Source organism: Delftia sp. PX-1 (assembly GCF_055797465.1).
Genome location: NZ_CP184763.1, coordinates 3,830,146 through 3,849,480 on the forward strand (window position 1 = coordinate 3,830,146; position 19,335 = coordinate 3,849,480).

The 19,335-nt window shown below is 66.9% G+C and carries 17 protein-coding genes; 15 read left to right on the top strand and 2 right to left on the bottom strand.

What is annotated here, in order from left to right:
- Nucleotides 1–20 precede the first annotated feature (20 nt).
- A complete protein-coding gene (locus ACN20X_RS17610; protein ID WP_016446054.1) occupies nt 21–2,069 on the top strand; it encodes an acetyl-CoA carboxylase biotin carboxylase subunit in 2,049 nt (682 codons plus the stop codon).
- Between the two features lie 83 nt (nt 2,070–2,152).
- On the opposite strand, the gene gntR is transcribed toward ACN20X_RS17610, so the two are convergent.
- On the bottom strand, nt 2,153–3,247 hold the full coding sequence (gene gntR, locus ACN20X_RS17615) for an HTH-type transcriptional regulator GntR (RefSeq protein WP_046983925.1): 1,095 nt from the start codon (nt 3,245–3,247) through the stop codon (nt 2,153–2,155).
- Between the two features lie 156 nt (nt 3,248–3,403).
- On the opposite strand from gntR, the gene ACN20X_RS17620 reads away from it, so the two are divergent.
- From ACN20X_RS17620 to ACN20X_RS17680, 13 genes are all read left to right on the top strand, one after another.
- A complete protein-coding gene (locus tag ACN20X_RS17620; protein ID WP_370690597.1) occupies nt 3,404–3,991 on the top strand; it encodes a gluconokinase in 588 nt (195 codons plus the stop codon).
- Nucleotides 3,992–4,009: 18 nt separating this feature from the next.
- The gene (locus ACN20X_RS17625; RefSeq protein WP_016446057.1) at nt 4,010–4,516 is read left to right on the top strand and encodes a TRAP transporter small permease; all 507 of its coding nucleotides are present in this window, start codon (nt 4,010–4,012) and stop codon (nt 4,514–4,516) included.
- Nucleotides 4,517–4,528: 12 nt separating this feature from the next.
- Complete coding sequence (locus tag ACN20X_RS17630) at nt 4,529–5,809, top strand: TRAP transporter large permease (RefSeq protein ID WP_016446058.1); 1,281 nt, start codon at nt 4,529–4,531, stop codon at nt 5,807–5,809.
- A gap of 28 nt (nt 5,810–5,837) precedes the next feature.
- A complete protein-coding gene (locus tag ACN20X_RS17635) occupies nt 5,838–6,857 on the top strand; it encodes a TRAP transporter substrate-binding protein (protein ID WP_016453430.1) in 1,020 nt (339 codons plus the stop codon).
- A 109-nt stretch (nt 6,858–6,966) separates the two neighbouring features.
- Nucleotides 6,967–8,793 carry a phosphogluconate dehydratase gene (edd, locus tag ACN20X_RS17640; protein WP_288898358.1) on the top strand — a complete coding sequence of 609 codons (1,827 nt, stop codon included), beginning with the start codon at nt 6,967–6,969 and terminating at the stop codon, nt 8,791–8,793.
- Nucleotides 8,778–9,416, top strand: a complete 639-nt coding sequence (locus tag ACN20X_RS17645) for a bifunctional 4-hydroxy-2-oxoglutarate aldolase/2-dehydro-3-deoxy-phosphogluconate aldolase (RefSeq protein WP_016446061.1) — start codon at nt 8,778–8,780, stop codon at nt 9,414–9,416. Before edd ends, ACN20X_RS17645 begins: the two co-directional genes overlap by 16 nt.
- Nucleotides 9,417–9,503: 87 nt before the next feature.
- Nucleotides 9,504–10,406, top strand: coding sequence for a LysR family transcriptional regulator (locus ACN20X_RS17650; protein ID WP_473209666.1), 903 nt, complete (start codon nt 9,504–9,506; stop codon nt 10,404–10,406).
- Between the two features lie 110 nt (nt 10,407–10,516).
- Nucleotides 10,517–11,500 (top strand): Bug family tripartite tricarboxylate transporter substrate binding protein, encoded by a 984-nt coding sequence (locus ACN20X_RS17655; RefSeq protein ID WP_473209667.1) that lies wholly within the window; start codon nt 10,517–10,519, stop codon nt 11,498–11,500.
- Between the two features lie 9 nt (nt 11,501–11,509).
- Nucleotides 11,510–12,697, top strand: coding sequence for a CaiB/BaiF CoA transferase family protein (locus ACN20X_RS17660; protein WP_343740777.1), 1,188 nt, complete (start codon nt 11,510–11,512; stop codon nt 12,695–12,697).
- The gene (locus ACN20X_RS17665) at nt 12,694–13,464 is read left to right on the top strand and encodes an enoyl-CoA hydratase (RefSeq protein ID WP_473209668.1); all 771 of its coding nucleotides are present in this window, start codon (nt 12,694–12,696) and stop codon (nt 13,462–13,464) included. Before ACN20X_RS17660 ends, ACN20X_RS17665 begins: the two co-directional genes overlap by 4 nt.
- A 156-nt stretch (nt 13,465–13,620) precedes the next feature.
- Entirely contained in the window at nt 13,621–14,457 is an 837-nt protein-coding gene (locus tag ACN20X_RS17670; protein ID WP_047474826.1) for a lectin, read from the top strand.
- Between the two features lie 9 nt (nt 14,458–14,466).
- Nucleotides 14,467–15,309, top strand: coding sequence for a YdcF family protein (locus tag ACN20X_RS17675; protein ID WP_074922106.1), 843 nt, complete (start codon nt 14,467–14,469; stop codon nt 15,307–15,309).
- Between the two features lie 77 nt (nt 15,310–15,386).
- Nucleotides 15,387–15,857: a VOC family protein gene (locus ACN20X_RS17680; protein ID WP_034393560.1), complete on the top strand. Its 471-nt coding sequence runs from the start codon at nt 15,387–15,389 to the stop codon at nt 15,855–15,857.
- A 6-nt stretch (nt 15,858–15,863) separates the two neighbouring features.
- On the opposite strand, the gene ACN20X_RS17685 is transcribed toward ACN20X_RS17680, so the two are convergent.
- On the bottom strand, nt 15,864–17,843 hold the full coding sequence (locus tag ACN20X_RS17685; RefSeq protein WP_473209669.1) for a UvrD-helicase domain-containing protein: 1,980 nt from the start codon (nt 17,841–17,843) through the stop codon (nt 15,864–15,866).
- Nucleotides 17,844–18,258: 415 nt separating this feature from the next.
- Here ACN20X_RS17685 and bioB point away from each other — a divergent pair, with 415 nt between their 5' ends.
- A complete protein-coding gene (bioB, locus tag ACN20X_RS17690) occupies nt 18,259–19,320 on the top strand; it encodes a biotin synthase BioB (RefSeq protein WP_473209670.1) in 1,062 nt (353 codons plus the stop codon).
- Nucleotides 19,321–19,335 lie beyond the last annotated feature (15 nt).

A 19,335-nucleotide genomic window follows, 5' to 3' on the forward strand; every position in this document is an offset into this window, starting at 1 on the left:
AGAAAAAACAGGCTGCGAAGATGTTCAAGAAGATCCTGATTGCCAACCGCGGCGAGATTGCCTGCCGCGTCATCGCCACCGCCCGCAAGATGGGCATACAGACCGTGGCGGTGTACTCCGATGCGGACCGCGAGGCACGCCACGTCAAGCTGGCCGACGAGGCCGTGCACATCGGTGCCGCTCCCAGCCGCGAGTCCTACCTGCAGGCCGACCGCATCATTGCCGCCTGCAAGCAGACCGGCGCGCAGGCCGTGCACCCGGGCTATGGCTTCCTGTCCGAGAACGAGGCCTTCGCCCGGCGCGTGGAGGAAGAGGGCATCGCCTTCATCGGCCCCAAGCACGCGGCCATCGCGGCCATGGGCGACAAGATCGCCTCCAAGAAGCTGGCCGACAAGGCGGGCGTGAGCACCATCCCCGGCTACAACGATCCCATCGCCGGCCCCGAGGCCGCCGTGGAAATCGCCAAGGGCATTGGCTACCCCGTGATGATCAAGGCCAGCGCCGGCGGTGGCGGCAAGGGCCTGCGCGTGGCCTACAACGACAAGGAAGCCTTCGAGGGCTTTGCCAGCTGCCAGAACGAGGCACGCAACAGCTTTGGCGACGACCGCATCTTCATCGAGAAGTTCGTGCAGGAGCCGCGCCACATCGAGATCCAGGTGCTGGGCGACGGCCACGGCAACGTGATCTACCTGAACGAGCGCGAATGCTCCATCCAGCGCCGGCACCAGAAGGTGATCGAAGAGGCGCCGTCCCCCTTCATCAGCGATGCCACGCGCCGCGCCATGGGAGAGCAGGCCGTGGCCCTGGCCAAGGCCGTGGGCTACCAGAGCGCGGGCACGGTGGAGTTCGTGGTCGGCAAGGACCAGGATTTCTACTTCCTGGAAATGAACACCCGCCTGCAGGTGGAGCATCCGGTGACCGAGTGCATCACCGGCCTGGATCTGGTCGAGCAGATGATCCGCGTGGCCGCTGGCGAGAAGCTGGCCATCGCGCAGGAAGACGTCAAGCGCGATGGCTGGGCCATCGAGTGCCGCATCAACGCCGAGGACCCGTTCCGCAACTTCCTGCCGTCCACCGGCCGCCTGGTGCGCTTTTCGCCGCCCGAGCAGACCATGTGGCAGGCCGACACCGGCCACCTGCACGGCGTGCGCGTGGATACGGGCGTGTATGAAGGCGGCGAAATCCCGATGTTCTACGACTCGATGATCGCCAAGCTCATCGTGCACGGCAGCGACCGCAACGACGCCATCGCCAAGATGCGCGAGGCGCTCAACGCCTTCGTGATCCGGGGCATCAGCTCCAACATCCCGTTCCAGGCCGCGCTGCTGGCCCATCCCAAGTTCAAGAGCGGCGAGTTCAACACCGGCTTCATCGCCGAGCACTACGCCCACGGCTTCCACGCCGAGGATGTGCCGCACGGCGACCCCGACTTCCTGGTCGCCCTGGCAGGCCACATGAACCGCCGCTACCGCGCGCGCGCCGCCACCATCAGCGGCCAGATGCGCGGTCATGAGCTCAAGGTCTCGGCCGACTACTGCGTGGTCGTGCTGGGGGCCGATGGCAAGCACCAGTACCGCGAGGTGCAGGTTTCCGACTTCGACGCGGAAAGCCGCGCCAGCACCGTCACCGTGGACGGCAAGCCCTACACCTTCCGCAGCGAGACGCCGATGCGCGCCATGTGCGTGCAGGGCAGCTGCAACGGCAAGCCTTTCACGGCGCAGGTCGAGCGCGGCACGGCCAGGAACCCACTGGCCCTGCGCGTCATCCACAACGGCACGCAGATCGACGCCCTGGTGCTGTCGCCGCGCGGCGGCGAACTGCACCGGCTCATGCCCTACAAGGCACCGCCGGACCTGTCCAGGTTCCTGCTGTCGCCCATGCCGGGTCTGCTGGTGGACGTGGCCGTGCAGCCGGGCCAGAAGGTGCAGGCCGGCGAAAAGCTGGCCGTGATCGAGGCCATGAAGATGGAAAACATCCTGTTCGCGTCGCAGGACGGTGTGGTCAGCAAGATCAGCGCCGGCAAGGGCGACTCGCTGGCCGTGGATGATGTGATCCTGGAATTCGAGTGATGTCCGCGTGATTCCTGCGCCGCAGGCGTCGACCAGATAAAAGGCCGGGCAGCAGACCCGGCCTTTTCATTTCCACTGTCGCTTCAACTGCTTTGCCGCACCACCAGCTCATATCCCAGATCCAGGCTGTGCAATGGCAAGGCCTCGCCGCGCATCAATTGCAGCAGCATGCGCGCGCCTTCGGTTCCGATATGGCCGCGCGGCGTGCGGATGGTGGTCAGTGGCGGCACCATCTGGTCGCTGCCGGGCAGGTCGTTGAAGCCGGCGATGGCGATCTGCTGCGGCACGCGGATGCCGCGGCGCAGGGCTTCGAGCAGGGCGCCCTGGGCAATGTCATCGTTGCAGAAGAAGAGGGCATCGACGGATGGATCCAGCCGCAGGGCGGCGTCCAGCAGCTCGGCGCCCAGCGCCATCGAAGTGGGGCGGGGCCACAGCAGTTCCAGGGCCGGGTCGTGCAGGCCCGCGTCCTGCAGGGCCTGGCGGTAGCCAGAGGCGCGCTGCATCACGCGGGCATCGAGCTGGCCTGCGCAAAAGGCAATGCGCTTGTGCCCGCGCTCCATCAGATGCCGGGTGATGGCGGCTCCGGCTTCGGCCTGCGAAAACCCCACGCTGGGCGTGCCCGGCTCGCCGCCCAGCTCCATCAGGTGCACGCAGGGCACCTTGCTGGCCTGCACGAGTTCGCGCGCAGCGGGGCTGCGGTCAAAGCCGGTGAGCAGCAGGCCGGCAGGGCGCATGGGCAGGTAGGTGCGCAGCAGTTGCTCCTCTTCGGCCCGGTCATAGTGGGTCACGCCGATCAGCGCGTGGTAGCCGGCGGCGAACAGCACCTTGTGCACAGACTCGATCAGGTCCACGAACAAGGTGTTGGACAGCATGGGCACCAGCACCAGCACCTGGGCACTTTTCTGGGAGGCCAAAGCGCGCGCGGCAGGGTCGGGCACGTAGCCCATGCGCGCGGCGGCGGCGCGGATTTTCTCGACCAGGGCGGGGTCCACGCGCCGCTCGCCGCGCAGGGCGCGTGAGACCGTCATGGGGCTGACGCCGGCCGCCTGTGCCACATCGCTGAGCGTTATGCGTCCGCTGGCCCGCGACGAACGGGCGCGGCCCGTGGCGGGCAGGGCCGGGTCGCAAGGATCGGCGCAGGACGATTCTGGAGATGCAGGCGGAATCTGGCGGGCCAAGGGAATGTCCTAGGTCGGTGGCGAGAGGGTTGGAGATTATGATAGCGCTATCCCAATCATTCGAAGGCCCGCAGTCCTGCGTGTAAACCCGGACGAAGGCCTCTGAAGCACACCGAAATCCAAGGCAGACCCTGGTCTGCCAATTTTTGCAAGAACATGGATAGCGCTATCCCAACAACAACCGACGCCACCGCCGCAGGCAGCCGCCCACGGGCGCTGGTCGTCATGGGCGTTTCCGGCTGCGGCAAGTCGAGCGTGGGGCAGGCCCTGGCCGATGCCCTGGGCTGGACCCTGCACGAGGGCGATGCCCACCATGCCGAGGAAAGCATCCGCAAGATGCAGGCTGGCATCCCCCTGACCGACGACGACCGCAGCGGCTGGCTGGACCGGCTGGCACGGCTGCTGGCCCAGGCCATGCCGGGGCAGGGCGTGGTGCTGACCTGCTCGGCCCTCAAGCGCAAGTACCGTGACCGCCTGCGTGCCGCCGGCCCGGCCGGCGCCGTGGGCTTCGTTTTTCTGGACCTGGACTACGGCACGGCGCTGCAGCGCGTGCAGGAGCGCGCCGGCCACTTCTTCTCGCCCGAGCTGGTGGCCAACCAGTTCGCCACGCTGGAAAGCCCGGCAGGCGAGCGCGCCGTGCTGTCCGTGGACGCCACGCTGCCGCTGGCCGACATCGTGCACCGCGCACAGGACTGGCTGGTCCATCCGGCGCCGCAGGCCGCCCCTCTCTCCCAGAACCCATAACGCCAGGAGACAAAAACCATGCAATCCGATTCCCCCGCAGTCCGGCCCAAGCCGCGCCTGCAGCACTTTGCCGAGGTGCTGATGGTGCTGGCCCTGGCCGGCATGGTCATTGCCGTGTTCGTCAACGTGGTGCTGCGCTATGTGTTTCACACCAGCATCGTTTCCTATGAGGAAATCTCGCGCCTGCTCTTCGTCTGGCTGGTGGCCATTGGGGCCATCGTGGCCGCTTTCGAGGGCAGCCACCTGGGCTTCGACCTTGTGACATCCCGCGTGGGCCCTGGCGCGCGCAAGGTGTTGTTCTGGGTGTCGCAGGCGCTGGTTCTGGTCTGCATGGGCCTGCTGCTGTGGGGCTCATGGGCCCAGGTGCAGGCCGGGCTGAACAGCTACAGCACGGTGCTGGGCTACCCGCTGGCCCTGGGCGCTGCGGCCACCCTGGTGCTGGCCGTGGGCCTGCTGTTGGTGTCGCTGCGCGACCTGCGCCGCGGCGCGCCGGCAGAAAACCATGGCGAGACTTCGGTCGAGTAAGGAGCAGGCACCATGGTTGTGACCCTGATCTTTCTGGCCGTGCTGATCGGCGGCATGGTGATCGGCATGCCCATTGCCCAGGCGCTGGTGTTGACCGGCGTGGCGCTGATGTGGCATCTGGACTTCTTCGACTCGCAGCTGCTTGCGCAGAACCTGCAGGCCGGCTTCGACAACTTCCCGCTGCTGGCCGTGCCCTTCTTCATCCTGGCGGGTGAGCTGATGAACGCGGGTGGCCTGTCGCGCCGCATCATCGACCTGGCGCGCGCCTATGTGGGCCATATCCGTGGCGGCCTGGGCTACGTGGCCATTGGCGCCGCCGTGCTGCTGGCCTCGATGAGCGGCTCGGCCATTGCCGACACCGCTGCCCTGGCCACCATCTTGCTGCCCATGATGCGCGAGCAAAAGTACCCCGACAGCTACAGCGCGGGCCTGCTCGCCTCGGGCGGCATCATTGCGCCCATCATTCCGCCGTCCATGCCCTTCGTGATCTACGGCGTGACGACCAACACCTCGATCAGCAAGCTGTTCCTGTCGGGCGTGGTGCCGGGCCTGATCATGGGCGTCTTCCTGATCTTTGCCTGGTGGTCCATCGCCCGCAAGTTCGACCTGTCGCGCGGCGAACGCATGGCCTGGGGCCCGCGTCTGAAGGCACTGGCCAAGAGCTTCTGGGCGATGATGATGCCGGTCATCATCCTGGGCGGCCTCAAGGGCGGCGTGTTCACACCCACCGAGGCGGCCGTGGTCGCAGCCGTCTACGCGCTGTTCGTGTCCATGGTGATCTACCGCGAGATGACATGGAGCCGTCTGTACGCCGTGTTCCTGGCCGCCGCCAAGACCACGGCCGTGGTCATGCTGCTGTGTGGCGCCGCCACGGTGACGGCCTACATGATCACCCTGGCCGACCTGCCCAACATGCTGGCCGACAGCTTCTCCGGCCTGCTGGGCAACCCCATGCTGTTCATGGCCACGATGATGCTGTTCCTGCTGGTGGTGGGCACGGCCATGGACCTGACGCCGACCATCCTGATCTTCGGCCCCGTGTGCGCGCCGCTGGCCGTCAAGGCGGGCATCGACCCCATCTACTTCGGCTTCATGTTCATCTACGTGGGCTGCATCGGCCTGATCACGCCGCCCGTGGGAACGGTGCAGAACGTGATTGCCGGCGTGGGCCGGCTGCGCATGGAGACCGTGATCAAGGGCACGAACCCGTTCCTGATGGTCTATGTGCTGCTTGCCGTGCTTTTCGTGATTTTTCCGCAAATCATCCTGGCCCCTCTGCGCTGGATGCACTGACCCCCCACTACAACCCAAGGAGATGAACATGCGTATTCCCTTTGCACTCGCCGGCCTGATGGCCGCCATCACCACGCTGGCCGCCACGGGCCAGGCCATGGCCCAGGACTTCAAGCCGCGCATCGTGCGCTTCGGCTACGGCCTGGTCGATGACTCCAACCAGGGCCGCGCGGCGCGCTTCTTTGCCAAGGAGGTCGAAAAGGCCACGGGCGGCAAGATGAAGGTGCGCGCCATCGGCAATGCCTCGCTGGGATCGGACACGCAGATGCAGCAGGCGCTGATCGGCGGTGCCCAGGAGATGATGGTCGGCTCCACCGCCACCCTGGTCGGCCTGTCGCCCGAGATGGCGGTCTGGGACACGCCGTTCCTGTTCAGCAGCACCAAGGAGGCCGACGCCGTGCTCGACGGCCCCGTGGGCGAGAAGGTCAAGGCCACGCTGGAGCCCAAGGGCATGGTGGGCCTGGTCTACTGGGAGAACGGTTTCCGCAACCTCACCAACAACAAGCGCCCCATCGCCAAGCTGGAAGACCTGGCCGACGTGAAGCTGCGCGTGATGCAGAACAACGTCTTCCTCGACAGCTTCAAGGCCCTGGGCGCCAACGCCGTGCCGCTGCCGTTCTCCGAACTGTTCACCGCGCTGGAAACCCGCGCCGTCGATGGCCAGGAAAACCCGTTCAACACCGTGCTGTCCAGCAAGTTCTACGAGGTGCAGAAGTACCTGACCATCTCCAACCACGTCTACAGCCCCTGGATCGTCACCGTCAGCAAGAAGTGGTGGGACACGCTGACACCGGCCGAGAAGAAGGTGCTGCAGGACGCCGCCGTCAAGAGCCGCGAGTTCGAGCGCAAGGACACGCGCGAGGAAGCGGCCAAGGCCCTGGCCGATATCAAGACCAAGGGCATGCAGGTCAACGAGCTGCCCGCCGCCGAGGTGGGACGCATGCGCGACAAGCTCGCCACGGTCAATGCCGGCATTGCCAAGACCGTGGGCCAGGGTACCTGGGATGAGGTACAGGCCGCCGTCAAGCAGGCGCGCGCAGTGAAGTAAGCTTCGATTCAGGGCCGGACGCACCTGGGAGGGATGCCCCGGCCGACATCCACCAAAAAGACAACGCGACACAGAGAAAACGCGCATCAGCGCATCCGCAGGACACCCCATGAGCACCATCCACCCCATCGTCGACCAGGTCACGCGCCGCATCCGCGAGCGCAGTGCCGAATCACGTGCCGCCTACCTGGAACAGGTGGACGCCATGGCCGCGCGCCCGCCCGGCGCGCAGTCCATGGGCTGTGCCAACGTGGCGCATGCCTTTGCGGGCATTCCAGGCGGCGACAGGATACGCATCGTCGAGGAGAAGGCGCCCAACGTCGCCATCGTCACCGCATACAACGACGTGCTGTCGGCCCACGCACCGCTGGCCCGCTATCCCGATATCCTCAAGGACGAGGCACGCAGGCTGGGCGCCACGGCGCAGGTCGCCGGCGGCGTACCCGCCATGTGCGACGGCGTGACCCAGGGCGCGCCCGGCATGGAGCTGAGCCTGTTCAGCCGCGATGCCATTGCCATGGGCACGGCCATCGCGCTCTCGCACGACGTATTCGACGCTGCGCTGATGCTGGGCATCTGCGACAAGATCGTGCCGGGCCTCTTGATCGGCGCCCTGCATTTCGGGCACCTGCCCACGGTCTTCGTGCCGGCCGGACCCATGACCTCGGGCCTGTCCAACGGCGACAAGGCCAAGGTGCGCGAACAGGCCGCGCAGGGCCTGGTGGGCCGCAAGGAGCTGCTGGCCGCCGAATCGGCTGCCTACCATGGCGAAGGCACCTGCACCTTCTACGGCACGGCCAACAGCAACCAGATGCTGCTGGAGGCCATGGGCCTGCACGTGCCGGGCACGGCCTTCATCAACCCGGCCGACGGCGAGCGCGAACTGCTCACGCGCGAGGCCATGCGCAGCGTGCTGGCCATCACCAGGAACAAGCGCTTCGCCCCCATCGGCCGCGTGGTGGACGAGCGCTGCATCGTCAACGCCATGGTGGCCCTGCTGGCCACGGGCGGCTCCACCAACCATCTGATCCACTGGGTGGCGGTGGCGCGCGCTGCGGGCATCACCATCGACTGGAACGATTTTTCCGAGCTCTCGGGCGTGGTGCCGCTGCTGGCCCGCGTCTATCCCAACGGCAGCGCCGACGTGAACCAGTTCCAGGCCGCAGGCGGTCCGGGCTATGTGATCGGCCAGTTGCTCAAGGCCGGCCTCATGCATGGCGATGTGCTCACCGTGCGGCCCGATGGCCTGCAGGAGTTCGCGCGCATTCCGGCCGTGGACAACGGCCAGTTGGCCTGGCACGCGGCCGAAGTCTCCGGCGACCTGTCCGTGCTGCGCCCGGCCGATGCGCCCTTCAGCGCCACGGGCGGGCTCAAGCTGCTGTCCGGCAACCTGGGGCGCAGCGTGATCAAGGTCAGCGCCGTGCCCGAGGACCGCCATGTGGTCGAGGCGCCCGCACGCGTCTTCGACTCTCAGGAAGCGCTGCAGCAGGCCTTCAAGGCCGGCGAACTGGACCGCGATGTCATCTGCGTAGTGCGCTGGCAGGGGCCGCGCGCCAATGGCATGCCCGAGCTGCACAAGCTCACTCCGCCCCTGGCCGTGCTGCAGGGCAAGGGCTACAAGGTGGCCCTGGTCACGGACGGCCGCATGAGCGGCGCCTCGGGCAAGGTGCCTGCGGCCATCCACGTCTCGCCCGAGGCCTGCGTGGGCGGGCCGCTGGCGCGCCTGCGCGATGGCGACCTGGTGCGCCTGGACGCCGTGGCCGGCACCCTGGCCGTGCTGGTCGATGAATCCGAATGGCAGCAACGCCTGGTGGCCACCATGCCCCGGACGCTGCGCCAAGCCAATGGCCGGGGTTTCGGCCGCGAACTGTTTGCCGGATTCCGGCGCCACGCGCTCAGCGCAGAAGAGGGAGCTTGCACATGGATCAACGACTGACGGCCTTGGAGCTCATGCAGGACGCGCCGGTCATCCCGGTCATCGTTCTCAACGACCTCGCGCATGCCGTTCCCATGGCCCAGGCCCTGGTCGCGGGCGGCATCCGCGTGCTGGAAGTCACGCTGCGCACGCCCCAGGGCCTGGCCAGCATCGAGGCCATTGCGCGCGCCGTGCCCGAGGCCATCGTAGGCGCCGGCACCGTGCGCAGCGCAGCCGATGCGCGCGCCTGTGCCCATGCTGGCGCGCGCTTTGCCGTGAGCCCCGGCTACACCAGCGCACTGGGCCAGGCCTGCCAGGACCTGCAGCTGCCGCTGCTGCCCGGCGTGGCCACCAGCGGCGAGATCATGGCCGCCCAGGCCGACGGCTTCAACGAGTTGAAATTCTTCCCCGCCGTGCAGGCGGGCGGCACGGCCATGCTCAAGGCCTGGCAGGGTCCGTTCGGCGATGTGCGCTTTTGCCCCACGGGCGGCGTGTCGCCGGCCAATGCCCAGGAGTTCCTGGCCCTGAAGAATGTGGTCTGCGTGGGCGGCTCCTGGCTGGTGCCTACGGATGCGCTGGAGCAGGGCGACTGGAGCCGCATCACGGCGCTGGCCCGCCAGGCCAAGGCTCTGCGCAAAGCCTGACGAAAGGGCCGGTGGGACGCAGCGGGGCGCTGCGGCACAATCGTCGCCCTCCAGCCAGACGAGAAGCCAGACGAGAGGGCCGCCGCCATGATGAAGATCGACTCCACCACCGTGCAGCTCGTGCTGGCCATTGCCGAGGAGGGCAGCATCTCGCGCGCTGCCGACCGGCTGCAGCTGGCGGTGGCGGCGGCCTCGCGGCGGCTCAGTGATCTGGAGGCCCAGCTCGGCACGCGCCTGTTCAAGCGACAGCCCCATGGCGTGCAGGCCACCGAGCCCGGCCTCAAGCTGCTGGCCCATATCCGCCAGATCGGCAACCTGGTCGATCGCCTGGAGGGCGATGCCCAGGCCCTGGGCCGCGGCCGTGACGGCCGCATCATCATCGGCGCGCCCAAGTCGGTCATCCTGCAGTTCCTGGCCGCCGACATCGCGGCCACCCAGCGCCGCTATCCCCACATCACGCTGCAGGTGATGGAAGAAAACAGCCGCATCGTCCAGCAACTGCTGCGCGACAAGGTCATCGACATCGGCATCTTCGAGAAAACCAGCGGATTCGTGGACCTGCCGCGCGCCGACTACCGGCGCGACAGCCTGGTGCTGGTCTACAGCCGCAGGCATTTCAGCTTCGGCGACCAGCCCGTGGAGCTGGACCGGCTGCTGGAGTGCCGCATCGTCAGCCTGGGCCGGGGCTCGGCCATCCTGAATGCCCTGCGCCGTGCCCATCACAGCCGGGGCAGGGTGTTCCGCAATGATTTCACGGTCAGTGGCTTCGACACCATGCTGGCCCTGGTGCGCGAAGGCCTGGGCGTGGGCCTGATGCCGCCAGGCGTGCTGTGCAGCTTCCACCCCGGGCCGGAGCTGGGCTGGGCCGCGCTGGAAGGCGACTGGCACGAGCGCAGCTATGTGCTGTCCTTCATCGAAGGGCAGGCCCAGCAACAGGCGTTGCACAACGTGGTGGCGGCGCTGCTGCATCCCGCCTCCGAGGCGAACTGAGAGCGTCACGGTTTCGCATATGGCGAAACCAGGCATGCGTTCCACAGGCTTGCGGCGAATCCGGCGCGCGGCGACAGTGGCTGCACAACAACGATGTGCAGGAGACAGACATGAGACGCCGCGACTTCATCGCGGCCGGCGCCGCCGCGCTGGCCGCTCCCTGGGCAGGGGCCTCGCCCCCGGGCTCCGACCTGCCCAAGGGCCCCGTCAAGATCCTGGTGGGCTGGGCGCCCGGTGGCGGCACCGATGTGTTCGCGCGCATCGTGGGCCAGAAATTGTCCGAGGTCTGGGGCCGGCCCGTGGTCGTGGAGAACAAGCCCGGCGCCACCGGCTCGCTGGCGGCCGAGTACTTCGCCAGGACGCGCTTCACCGAAGGCATCAACCTGCTGATGGCCCATGTGAACACCCATGCCATCTCGCCGCAGATCTTCAAATCCATCACCTATGACCCGCTCAAGGACTACGCGCCCATCGCCCTCATCGGCGCCACGCCCCACATCCTGGTGACCAGCAGCAGGAACAGCCATGGCTCGGTGCAGGAGGTGGTGGAGCTGTGCCGCAAAAGCCCCGGCAAGATCAGCTTCGGCTCGTCGGGCACGGGCTCGGTACAGCACCTGGCGGCCGAAATGTTCAACATGGCGGCAGGTGTCAAGAGCATCCACGTTCCCTACAAAGGGTCCGGCCCCATGCAGACCGACCTCATCGGCGGCCAGATCGACTTCAGCTTCGACACCATGACGGCCGCCACCGCCCAGGTGCGCGCCGGAAAAATGCACGGCATCGCCCAGACCCGCGTGAACCGTGCCAAGGGATTCCCGGCCATGCCCACCATGGACGAGCAGGGCTTCAAGGGCTTTGACGCATCGAGCTGGTACGGCGTCGTCGGCCCGCGCGACATGTCCAGGGAACTGGCCCAGCGCATCAATGCCGACATCAACCGCGTGCTGGCCATGCCCGACGTGGTCAGCCGCTTCGACGGATACGGCGTGGAGGACGGCGGCGGCTCCGTGGACAAGTTCGCGGCCTTCATGGCTGCCGAATACAAGAAGTGGGGCGACGTCGTTCGCGCCGCAAAAGTGACCGAAGAAAGCTGAGGACCCGGCATGAGCAATTCCCCATCCAACCCGCAACAACTGCCCCTGCAAGGCATACGCGTGCTTGACGTCAGCCAGGTCATGGCCGGGCCCTTTGCCTGCATGCTGCTGGCCGACCTGGGCGCCGATGTCATCAAGGTCGAGCCTCCGGGCACCGGCGACCAGACGCGCGGCGCCATGGGCTTCAAGATGAAGGGCCCGGACAGCATGGGCTTTCTGAACATGAACCGCAACAAGCGGTCGCTGACGCTGGACCTCAAGAGCGAGGAGGGGCGTGAGGCCTTCTACCAGCTGGCCGCGACGGCCGACGTCATCGTCGAGAACTACCGCCCCGGCGTGGTCCAGCGCCTGAAGATCGACTATGAAAGCATTCGCCGCATCAATCCGCGCATCGTCTATGTCAGCATCTCGGGCTTCGGCCAGAGCGGGCCCTGGGCCCAGCGGCCGGGGTTCGACCTCATGGCCCAGGCCATGTCGGGCGTGATGAGCGTCACCGGCTACAAGGGAGAGAAACCCGTCAAGGCCGGCGTGCCCGTGGCCGACATCGGTTGCGCACTGTTCGCCACCTACGGACTGCTGGCCGCCTACATCGGCGCGCAGAAGACAGGGCAGGGCCAGCACATAGACGCCTCGCTGTTCGACTCGGCCATGGCTTTCTCGATCTGGGACATGTCCGAATACTGGGGCACCGGCGTGCCGCCCGCGCCGCTGGGCACCAGCAACAAGATGAGCGCCCCCTACCAGGCCGTGAAGGCGCGCGACGGCTACTTCGTCATGGGCGCCACCAACCAGAAACTCTGGGCCAGGCTGTGCGCGCTGATCGAGCGCCCCGATCTGCTCGAGCACCCCGACTACGCCACCGTGGCGCTGCGCCTGAAGCACCGCGAGGCACTGATAGGGGAGCTGGAAGCGGAATTGGCCCACCACGACAGCGCCGACTGGGTGGACCGCATGCTGGAGGCCGGAATTCCCGCCGGCCCGCTGCTCACCTATCCGCAAGCCTTCGAGGGCGAGCATGGCCGGCACCGCGGCATGTGCATGGAGATCGACCACCCCATCGAGGGCAAGGTCAAGAACATCGGCTTTCCCGTCAAGATGCTGGGCACCCCCCAGCAGGTGCGCCGCCATCCGCCCCTGCTGGGCGAGCACAACGCGGAAATCATGGCCGAACTCCGTGCCCTGAAGGCCGCCGCATGAGCACCGCCCTGCATGAATCCGTGGCGCTGACCGTTCACGCCGGGGGCGCGGCCGAGATCCTCATCGACCGCCCCGAACGCCACAACGCCATGAGCATGCCCATGTACGAGGCATTGCTCACGGCCCTGGAGCGCTGCCAGGCCGACTCGGCCATCCGCTGCGTGATGCTGCGCGGTGCGGGCGGCAAATCCTTCATCTCGGGCACGGACATCGCCTACTTCAAGGACTTCCATGACGGCCAGCAAGGCATTGCCTATGAAGCCTTCGTGGAGCGCGTGATCGACGCCGTGGAGCGCATCGCCGTGCCCACTATCGCCGTCATCGACGGCTGGGCCGTGGGCGGCGGCCTGGCCCTGGCCACGGCATGCGACTTTCGCATCTGCAGCACCGGCTCGCGCTTCGGTGCGCCGATTGCCAAGACGCTGTCCAACACGCTGTCGTCACGCAACATCGCCCGCCTGGTGGCCAGCCTGGGCGTGCCACGCGTCAAGCGCATGCTGCTGCTGGCGGACTACCTGTCAGCCGAGCAGGCCGAGGCCTGCGGGTTCGTGCATACGGTGGTGCCGGCAGATCAATTGCAAGCCCAGGCACAGGCACAGGCGCTGGCCGAGCAGCTCATGGCCTTGTCGGCAACCACCCAGTCAGCAGTCAAGGAAAGCCTGCGGCGCATCGTCGTGGAGCAGCGGCTGGATGATGAGGATCTGGTTTCTGCGGTGTATGGGAGTGGGGAGTTTCGGGCGGGGGTGGCGGGATTCAACAGGCAATGATTTGAGCCAGCCTTGCCAGAATCTGGCGCAATCCTACAAATTGCTTGGCTAAACTCCACAGCCTGGAAAGAGGCGGTGGCTGCATTCTTGGCCTGAAAGAAAAGGCCGGTTGCTGCGCGTAGCCGCCCCTCAGATCAACGCAGCCCGAGAAATCCCATGCAAATCAATAAATGCATTTCCGTCCTGCTGGCCAGCAGCTTCATCCTGCCGGTTTTGCCTGCGCATGCAGGCGAAGAGACGGTGCAGCTCATGTCCAACGGTCGTTATCAGACCTACAGCCTGCCCGACGACGCGCAGCAGGTCCAACTGGTCGAGACCTTGGCGGGCAACTGCAGCTACAACCAGAACTGGGGCTATGACCTGGGCCGCCGGGAGATGTGGGTCAAGGGTGGCTGCGGCGGGCGTTTCCGCATCCTGACCGGCCTGCCCCAGGGCGCGCAGGGCCAGGAAGGCGGAAGCGACAACACGGGCGCATGGATCGCCGGTGCCGCCGTGGCAGCCATTGCCGGCGCCGCCATTTTGGCGAACAAGCGCGACAAGGACCGCGAACGTGAACGCGACGAGCAATGGAACGATGACCACTATCCGGGCTACCCGGGCCAGCAGCCCGGCTACCCGTCGTGGGGAGGACGGGAGGTGCGGGGCCAGAACGGCCTGTGCCTGGATGTGTCGGGTGGCCTGCGCCCGGGCAACGGCCTTATCGTGTACCACTGCAGCGGCGGTGAAAACCAGCGCTTCACGCTGACGCGTGATGGCGAGATGCGCGTGGGCGACCTGTGCCTGGACGTCGCCGACGGAAGCACGCGCAATGGCGCGCGCGTGATCGCCTGGCAATGCCGCAACCAGCCCAACCAGAAATGGGACTGGAGCCGTGGACAGATCCGCAGCCGCTTTGCCAACAAGTGCCTGGACATCGAAGGCGGCAATGCCCGGCCGGGCCAGCCCGTCATCGTGTGGTCCTGCGCCGGCGGCCCCAACCAGCGCTGGAACTGAGGACGCTTGTTGCACAAGCTCTCTGCCGCGCCCGGGCCAGTGCCCGGACGCAACGCCGTCGCGGGCATTCGGCGGCTGGGGTCCTTGCAGTGGCTGGGCCTGATCACTGGCGCCGTGCTGCTGGGCGATGCCGTGGTGCTGATGGCACGCGGCATGTTCAATCTGGGCGTGACGCTGCCAGCGGTGCTGGGCCTGCTGTTCATGGCGTGCAGCTTCTGGCGCGCGGCCATTGCGCGCAGGCTGCGTGCCAGTGCCTGGCTGCGGCGCGCCTGGTGGCTGGGCTGGGCGGCGTTGGCGATGTGGCTGGTCAGCCTGCTGGTGTTCTGGGCGCACCTGCTGTCCGCCTCGTCCGGGTTGCCACCGGACCAGCCGGTGCAGGCCATCGTGGTGCTGGGCAGCGCCACGCGTGAGGGACAACCGTCGCTGACGCTGGCCCAGCGGCTGGACCGCGCCGCCGAACTGGCTGCAAGCCAGCCCAAGGCGCTGGTGATCACCAGCGGCGGCGTGGACTTTGGGGAAAGCGAGAGCGAGGGCGCCGTCATGGCGCGCTATCTGCAGCAACGCCACGGCATTGCGCCAGAACGCCTGCTGATGGAGCAGCGCAGTACCAGCACGGCGCTGAACCTGGCGTGGAGCCTGCCCCTGCTGCAGGAGCGCGGCGTGGCCCCGGACGCGGCGATTGCCATCGTCACCAGCGATTTCCACACGCTGCGCGCGGGCTGGATCGCCGAGCGCAGCGGCTACGGCCAGGCCTTCACCGTGGGCGCGCCCACGCCCGTGACGATCCGCGCCAACGCCTGGCTGCGCGAGTACTTTGCGGTGATCAGCGGCTGGGTGCTGGGGGAATTCTGAGCCGCCTGTGCGATGGGCTGCGGCCTTGCGGATTGGCTCCACAATGTGATTCTTCATACATCAACAGGAGTGAGACAGTGGCAAGCGAACAGCGTCCTTTCCGGGTTCTGGGCATACAGCAGGTGGCCATCGGCGGCACCGACAAGCAGCGCATGAAGCGCCTGTGGGTGGACATGCTGGGCCTGACCCAGACCGGCACATTCCAGAGCGAGCGCGAGAACGTGGACGAAGACATCCTGGCCATGGGCCAGGGCGCGCACAAGGTCGAGGTGGACATCATGCAGCCGCTGGACATCGACAAGAAGCCCGCCGTCCACACCACGCCGCTGAACCATATCGGCCTGTGGATCGACGACCTGCCGCTGGCCGTGCAGTGGCTGACGGCGCAGGGAGTGCGCTTTGCGCCCGGCGGCATTCGCAAGGGCGCGGCCGGCTACGACATCTGTTTTCTGCACCCCAAGAGCAATGACGAGTTCCCGATTGCCGGCGAGGGCGTGCTGATCGAGCTGGTGCAGGCGCCGGCCGAGGTGATCGCCGCGCTGGGCTGAGGCGCCTCAGGCAAAAGGCTGTACGCGCCGCTGGACATGTTCCAGCAGCCACAGCTTTTTTCTGGCGCGCGTCATGGCCACGTACAGGCGGTTGCGCTCCAGAAAGGCCAGCGCGTGCGGGGCCGTCGCCGGAAAGCGGCCGGGCTCCATGAAGGGCAGGGCGACGTGGTCGTACTCCTTGCCCTTGGCTTCCTCGATAGTGCTCAGATGGAAGTCGAATCCGCGCTCGGTCCGCACGGCACGCTCGAAGCGCGTGGCCATGGCCGCAACCTGGGCCAGCATGTCGGGCACGGTCATGCCGGCCACGCAATCCATGAAAGCCTCCACGCGCTGACGCAAGGCCGCCGTCTGGGCCTGCGACAGGGCCACGCCGGCAAACAGCCCCCAGACATCGGCCTGCTCCAGCAGGCTGCGCGCGTCTGACTGAAGCGCCAGAGGCAGCTGCAAGAAGCTGCCAAAGGCCTGGAAGTTGCGTTGTCCGCCCTGCAGGCTCGATTGGTCGCTCAGGAAGCGCCAGATGATCTGCGGGTTGTGCAGCATCTCGCCTGCCATGCGCTGGGCCAGCGTGTGGCGGCTGGATGGATCGGCCATGTCACCGCCTGCCACGCTGCCCTTGCCGTAGAACAGCGCACCTTCCACGAAGGCCGCCAGGATCTCGCTGCCCAGCACGCTGGTCTCGGCCTTCCAGGACAGCGCCTGCATGCCATGTGCATAGCAAAGGCCCAGCAGCAGGGCAATCTCGCGCTGCAGGTAAAAACGCTTGAAGCCGTAGAAGCTGGCGGACTTGCCGGCGCGGTGGATGGCCCATTCCAGCGCGCAGGCGTCCTGCTCGTGGCGCAGGATCACGGTCAGCGAGGGATTGCGCGCGCTGCCAGAAGGCGGCTCGCCCGGCGCAGCGGGTTCGGTGGCACGTGCCAGGCTGGCCTGGATCTGCAGCAGCTGGTCAATGCACTCGCTGTCATCGGTGTGCTGCAGTTGCTGCACGGTGCTGAAGCGCGTGGGCGCCGCTGTCAGGCCCACATTGAACAGCGCATTGACGGCCTTGGCCACTTGCGGGCCGAAGCGGCGCGACTGCGTCAGCGCCAGCGTGGCCGTGGCCTGGGGCAGGAAATCATCGAGCTGGTGGAGCTTGTCGCGGAACACGGACCAGGCCTGTGCCTCGATGTGCTGGTTGAAGTCGCCTGCTCCCAGAAAGGCGCAGCCGCTGGTTCCGACCAGGGCTCGCAGCACCTGCAGCGAGGCCGGGTCCAGGTCATGCATCTCGTCGAACACCACCAGGTCGTAGCGCGGCAGGTCCAGCGCCTGGCCCTGCAGGGCGTCGCTGGCCAGTGCATGGCTGCAGTCGCCTTCGGCGTAGTACAGCGGGTCGCCGCAGTGGTCGATGCGGCGGCGCTCGTACTCGAAGAACAGGCAGGCCAGGCGGTAGTCGAGCAAATACTCCTCGCAGAAACTCGCCAGTCCCATGCCTTCCTCGGCCAGGCGCTGGGGCAGCAAAGACTTCTTGGCACTGAGGTTGAAGTCCCAAAAGGCGTCCAGATCCAGATCGCCGGGCTGCTCGAACAAAGGGTCGGGCTGCCAGGCCAGTCGCTCGCGCAGCGCATCATGGGCCTCGCGCACACGGGCCTGCAGCGCCACGCGGTCGGCCAGAAAGCGGGCCGCCGGGTCGCGGCGGCGGATCTGCTGGGCCGCCCAGCGCTCCACCGTGGTGATCTGCACCTGGGGCGGCACCTCGCGCACCAGTTGCTGCAGCCGGTGATGGAAGGCCGCCACGCCGGAGCGCGAATACGCCAGCACCAGAATGCGCTGCGCCTGGCCGCTGCGGCAGGCCTGGACCACCTTGCAGGCCAGCGTCGTGGTCTTGCCCACTCCCGCCAGCGCAGCCACGATGGCCGAACGCCCCTCATGCGCCAGGATGGCCTGCTGCTCGCGCGAGAGCAGCAGCGGCTTGCCGTGATCGGTAGGAAATTCCAGGGAGCGCAGGGACATGTGAGGGAAATCTGAGCAAAAGCGGCGAAAGCAGAGGGAAGCGGGTTCAGCCGCAGGCCGGCAGGGCTGAAAGCCGCCGTGGCGACAACGGCGGGCACCCATTGTGGTCGTTTTGGAGAGGCATCTGGCAGGTATTGGGAATCCGTTGCCGCGCCTGTCCACGCATCTTTTGAAGCGCTCATCGGACAATTGAGCGATGTTGACCGCCAATGGCCGCGTGCTTGCGGCAAGAAGAAGTCACCGAGAAGAACTTCTGCCAAAACATGCCCAACATCGCTCAAAAATAAGCGAAGTTCGCTTTTTTTGCAGGCCATGAAAATGGGGCAACTATTTTTGCCAAGGAGCCGGCTTTTTCATTCCCAAGGCTTTTTTTGCTCATCAGAATGAAAAAAGCAGACCCACAGAGGAGTTTTTGATGACCGCCTGCAGCACCACCCCGACGACTTCCGCCACCTCCGCACAGCCTGTGGCTGGCAGCCCCCTGCAATGGCATGCACGCCCCTCCAAAAGCGACACGCTGCCTTTTGAAGGCGCCTGGAGCGTGCAGGCCATCCAGGAACTGCTGGACAAGCCCTTCATGGACCTGATGTTCCAGGCCCAGAGCGTGCACCGCGAGCACTGGCCTGCGGGCGATATCGAACTGGCCACGCTGTTGTCAGTCAAGACCGGAGGCTGCCCCGAGAACTGCGGCTACTGCCCGCAGGCGGCCGATTTCGACACCGGCGTCAAGGCAGAAAAGCTCATGAGCGTGGACGAAGTCACGCGGGCCGCCCAGGCCGCCAAGGATGCCGGCGCCACGCGCTTTTGCATGGGCGCGGCCTGGCGCGCGCCCAAGGACCGCGACATCGAGAAGATGAACGAGCTGATCGGCGCCGTGAAGGGTCTGGGCATGCAGACCTGCGCCACGCTGGGCATGCTCCAGCCGCACCAGGCGCAGTCGCTGCGCGAAGCGGGCCTGGACTACTACAACCACAACCTGGACACGGCGCCCGAGTACTACCAGGACGTGGTCAGCACGCGCCAGTACCAGGACCGCCTGGACACGCTCAAGGCCGTGCGCGGCGCAGGCATCAGCGTGTGCTGCGGCGGCATCATCGGCATGGGCGAGGCGCCCGTGCACCGCGCGGGCCTGATCGCCCAGCTGGCCAATCTCAATCCGCATCCCGAGTCGGTGCCCATCAACAGCCTGGTGCGCGTGCCAGGCACGCCGCTGGCGGACAGCGAGCCGGTCGATCCGCTGGACTTCGTGCGCGTGATCGCGGTGGCCCGCATCACCATGCCCACGGCGCGCGTGCGCCTGTCGGCGGGCCGGCAGCAACTGGGCGACGCCGTGCAGGCCCTGTGCTTCATGGCCGGCGCCAATTCCATCTTCTACGGGGACAAGCTGCTGGTGACCGGCAACCCCGATGTGGAGGCCGACACCACGCTGCTGCGCAAGCTGGGCCTGAGCGGCACGCGGACCTCGGTACAGGAGTGAGCCTTGGGGCTTTTT

Excerpts from the sequence above, each read along its gene's own strand:
- ACN20X_RS17610 (WP_016446054.1), top strand. The coding sequence starts at position 21 with ATGTTCAAGAAGATCCTGATTGCCAACCGCGGCGAGATTGCCTGCCGC.
- ACN20X_RS17620 (WP_370690597.1), top strand. The coding sequence starts at position 3,404 with ATGGATAGCGCTATCCCAACAACAACCGACGCCACCGCCGCAGGCAGC.
- ACN20X_RS17625 (WP_016446057.1), top strand. The coding sequence starts at position 4,010 with ATGCAATCCGATTCCCCCGCAGTCCGGCCCAAGCCGCGCCTGCAGCAC.
- ACN20X_RS17630 (WP_016446058.1), top strand. The coding sequence starts at position 4,529 with ATGGTTGTGACCCTGATCTTTCTGGCCGTGCTGATCGGCGGCATGGTG.
- ACN20X_RS17635 (WP_016453430.1), top strand. The coding sequence starts at position 5,838 with ATGCGTATTCCCTTTGCACTCGCCGGCCTGATGGCCGCCATCACCACG.
- edd (WP_288898358.1), top strand. The coding sequence starts at position 6,967 with ATGAGCACCATCCACCCCATCGTCGACCAGGTCACGCGCCGCATCCGC.
- ACN20X_RS17645 (WP_016446061.1), top strand. The coding sequence starts at position 8,778 with ATGGATCAACGACTGACGGCCTTGGAGCTCATGCAGGACGCGCCGGTC.
- ACN20X_RS17650 (WP_473209666.1), top strand. The coding sequence starts at position 9,504 with ATGATGAAGATCGACTCCACCACCGTGCAGCTCGTGCTGGCCATTGCC.
- ACN20X_RS17655 (WP_473209667.1), top strand. The coding sequence starts at position 10,517 with ATGAGACGCCGCGACTTCATCGCGGCCGGCGCCGCCGCGCTGGCCGCT.
- ACN20X_RS17660 (WP_343740777.1), top strand. The coding sequence starts at position 11,510 with ATGAGCAATTCCCCATCCAACCCGCAACAACTGCCCCTGCAAGGCATA.
- ACN20X_RS17665 (WP_473209668.1), top strand. The coding sequence starts at position 12,694 with ATGAGCACCGCCCTGCATGAATCCGTGGCGCTGACCGTTCACGCCGGG.
- ACN20X_RS17670 (WP_047474826.1), top strand. The coding sequence starts at position 13,621 with ATGCAAATCAATAAATGCATTTCCGTCCTGCTGGCCAGCAGCTTCATC.
- ACN20X_RS17685 (WP_473209669.1), bottom strand. The coding sequence starts at position 17,843 with ATGTCCCTGCGCTCCCTGGAATTTCCTACCGATCACGGCAAGCCGCTG.
- bioB (WP_473209670.1), top strand. The coding sequence starts at position 18,259 with ATGACCGCCTGCAGCACCACCCCGACGACTTCCGCCACCTCCGCACAG.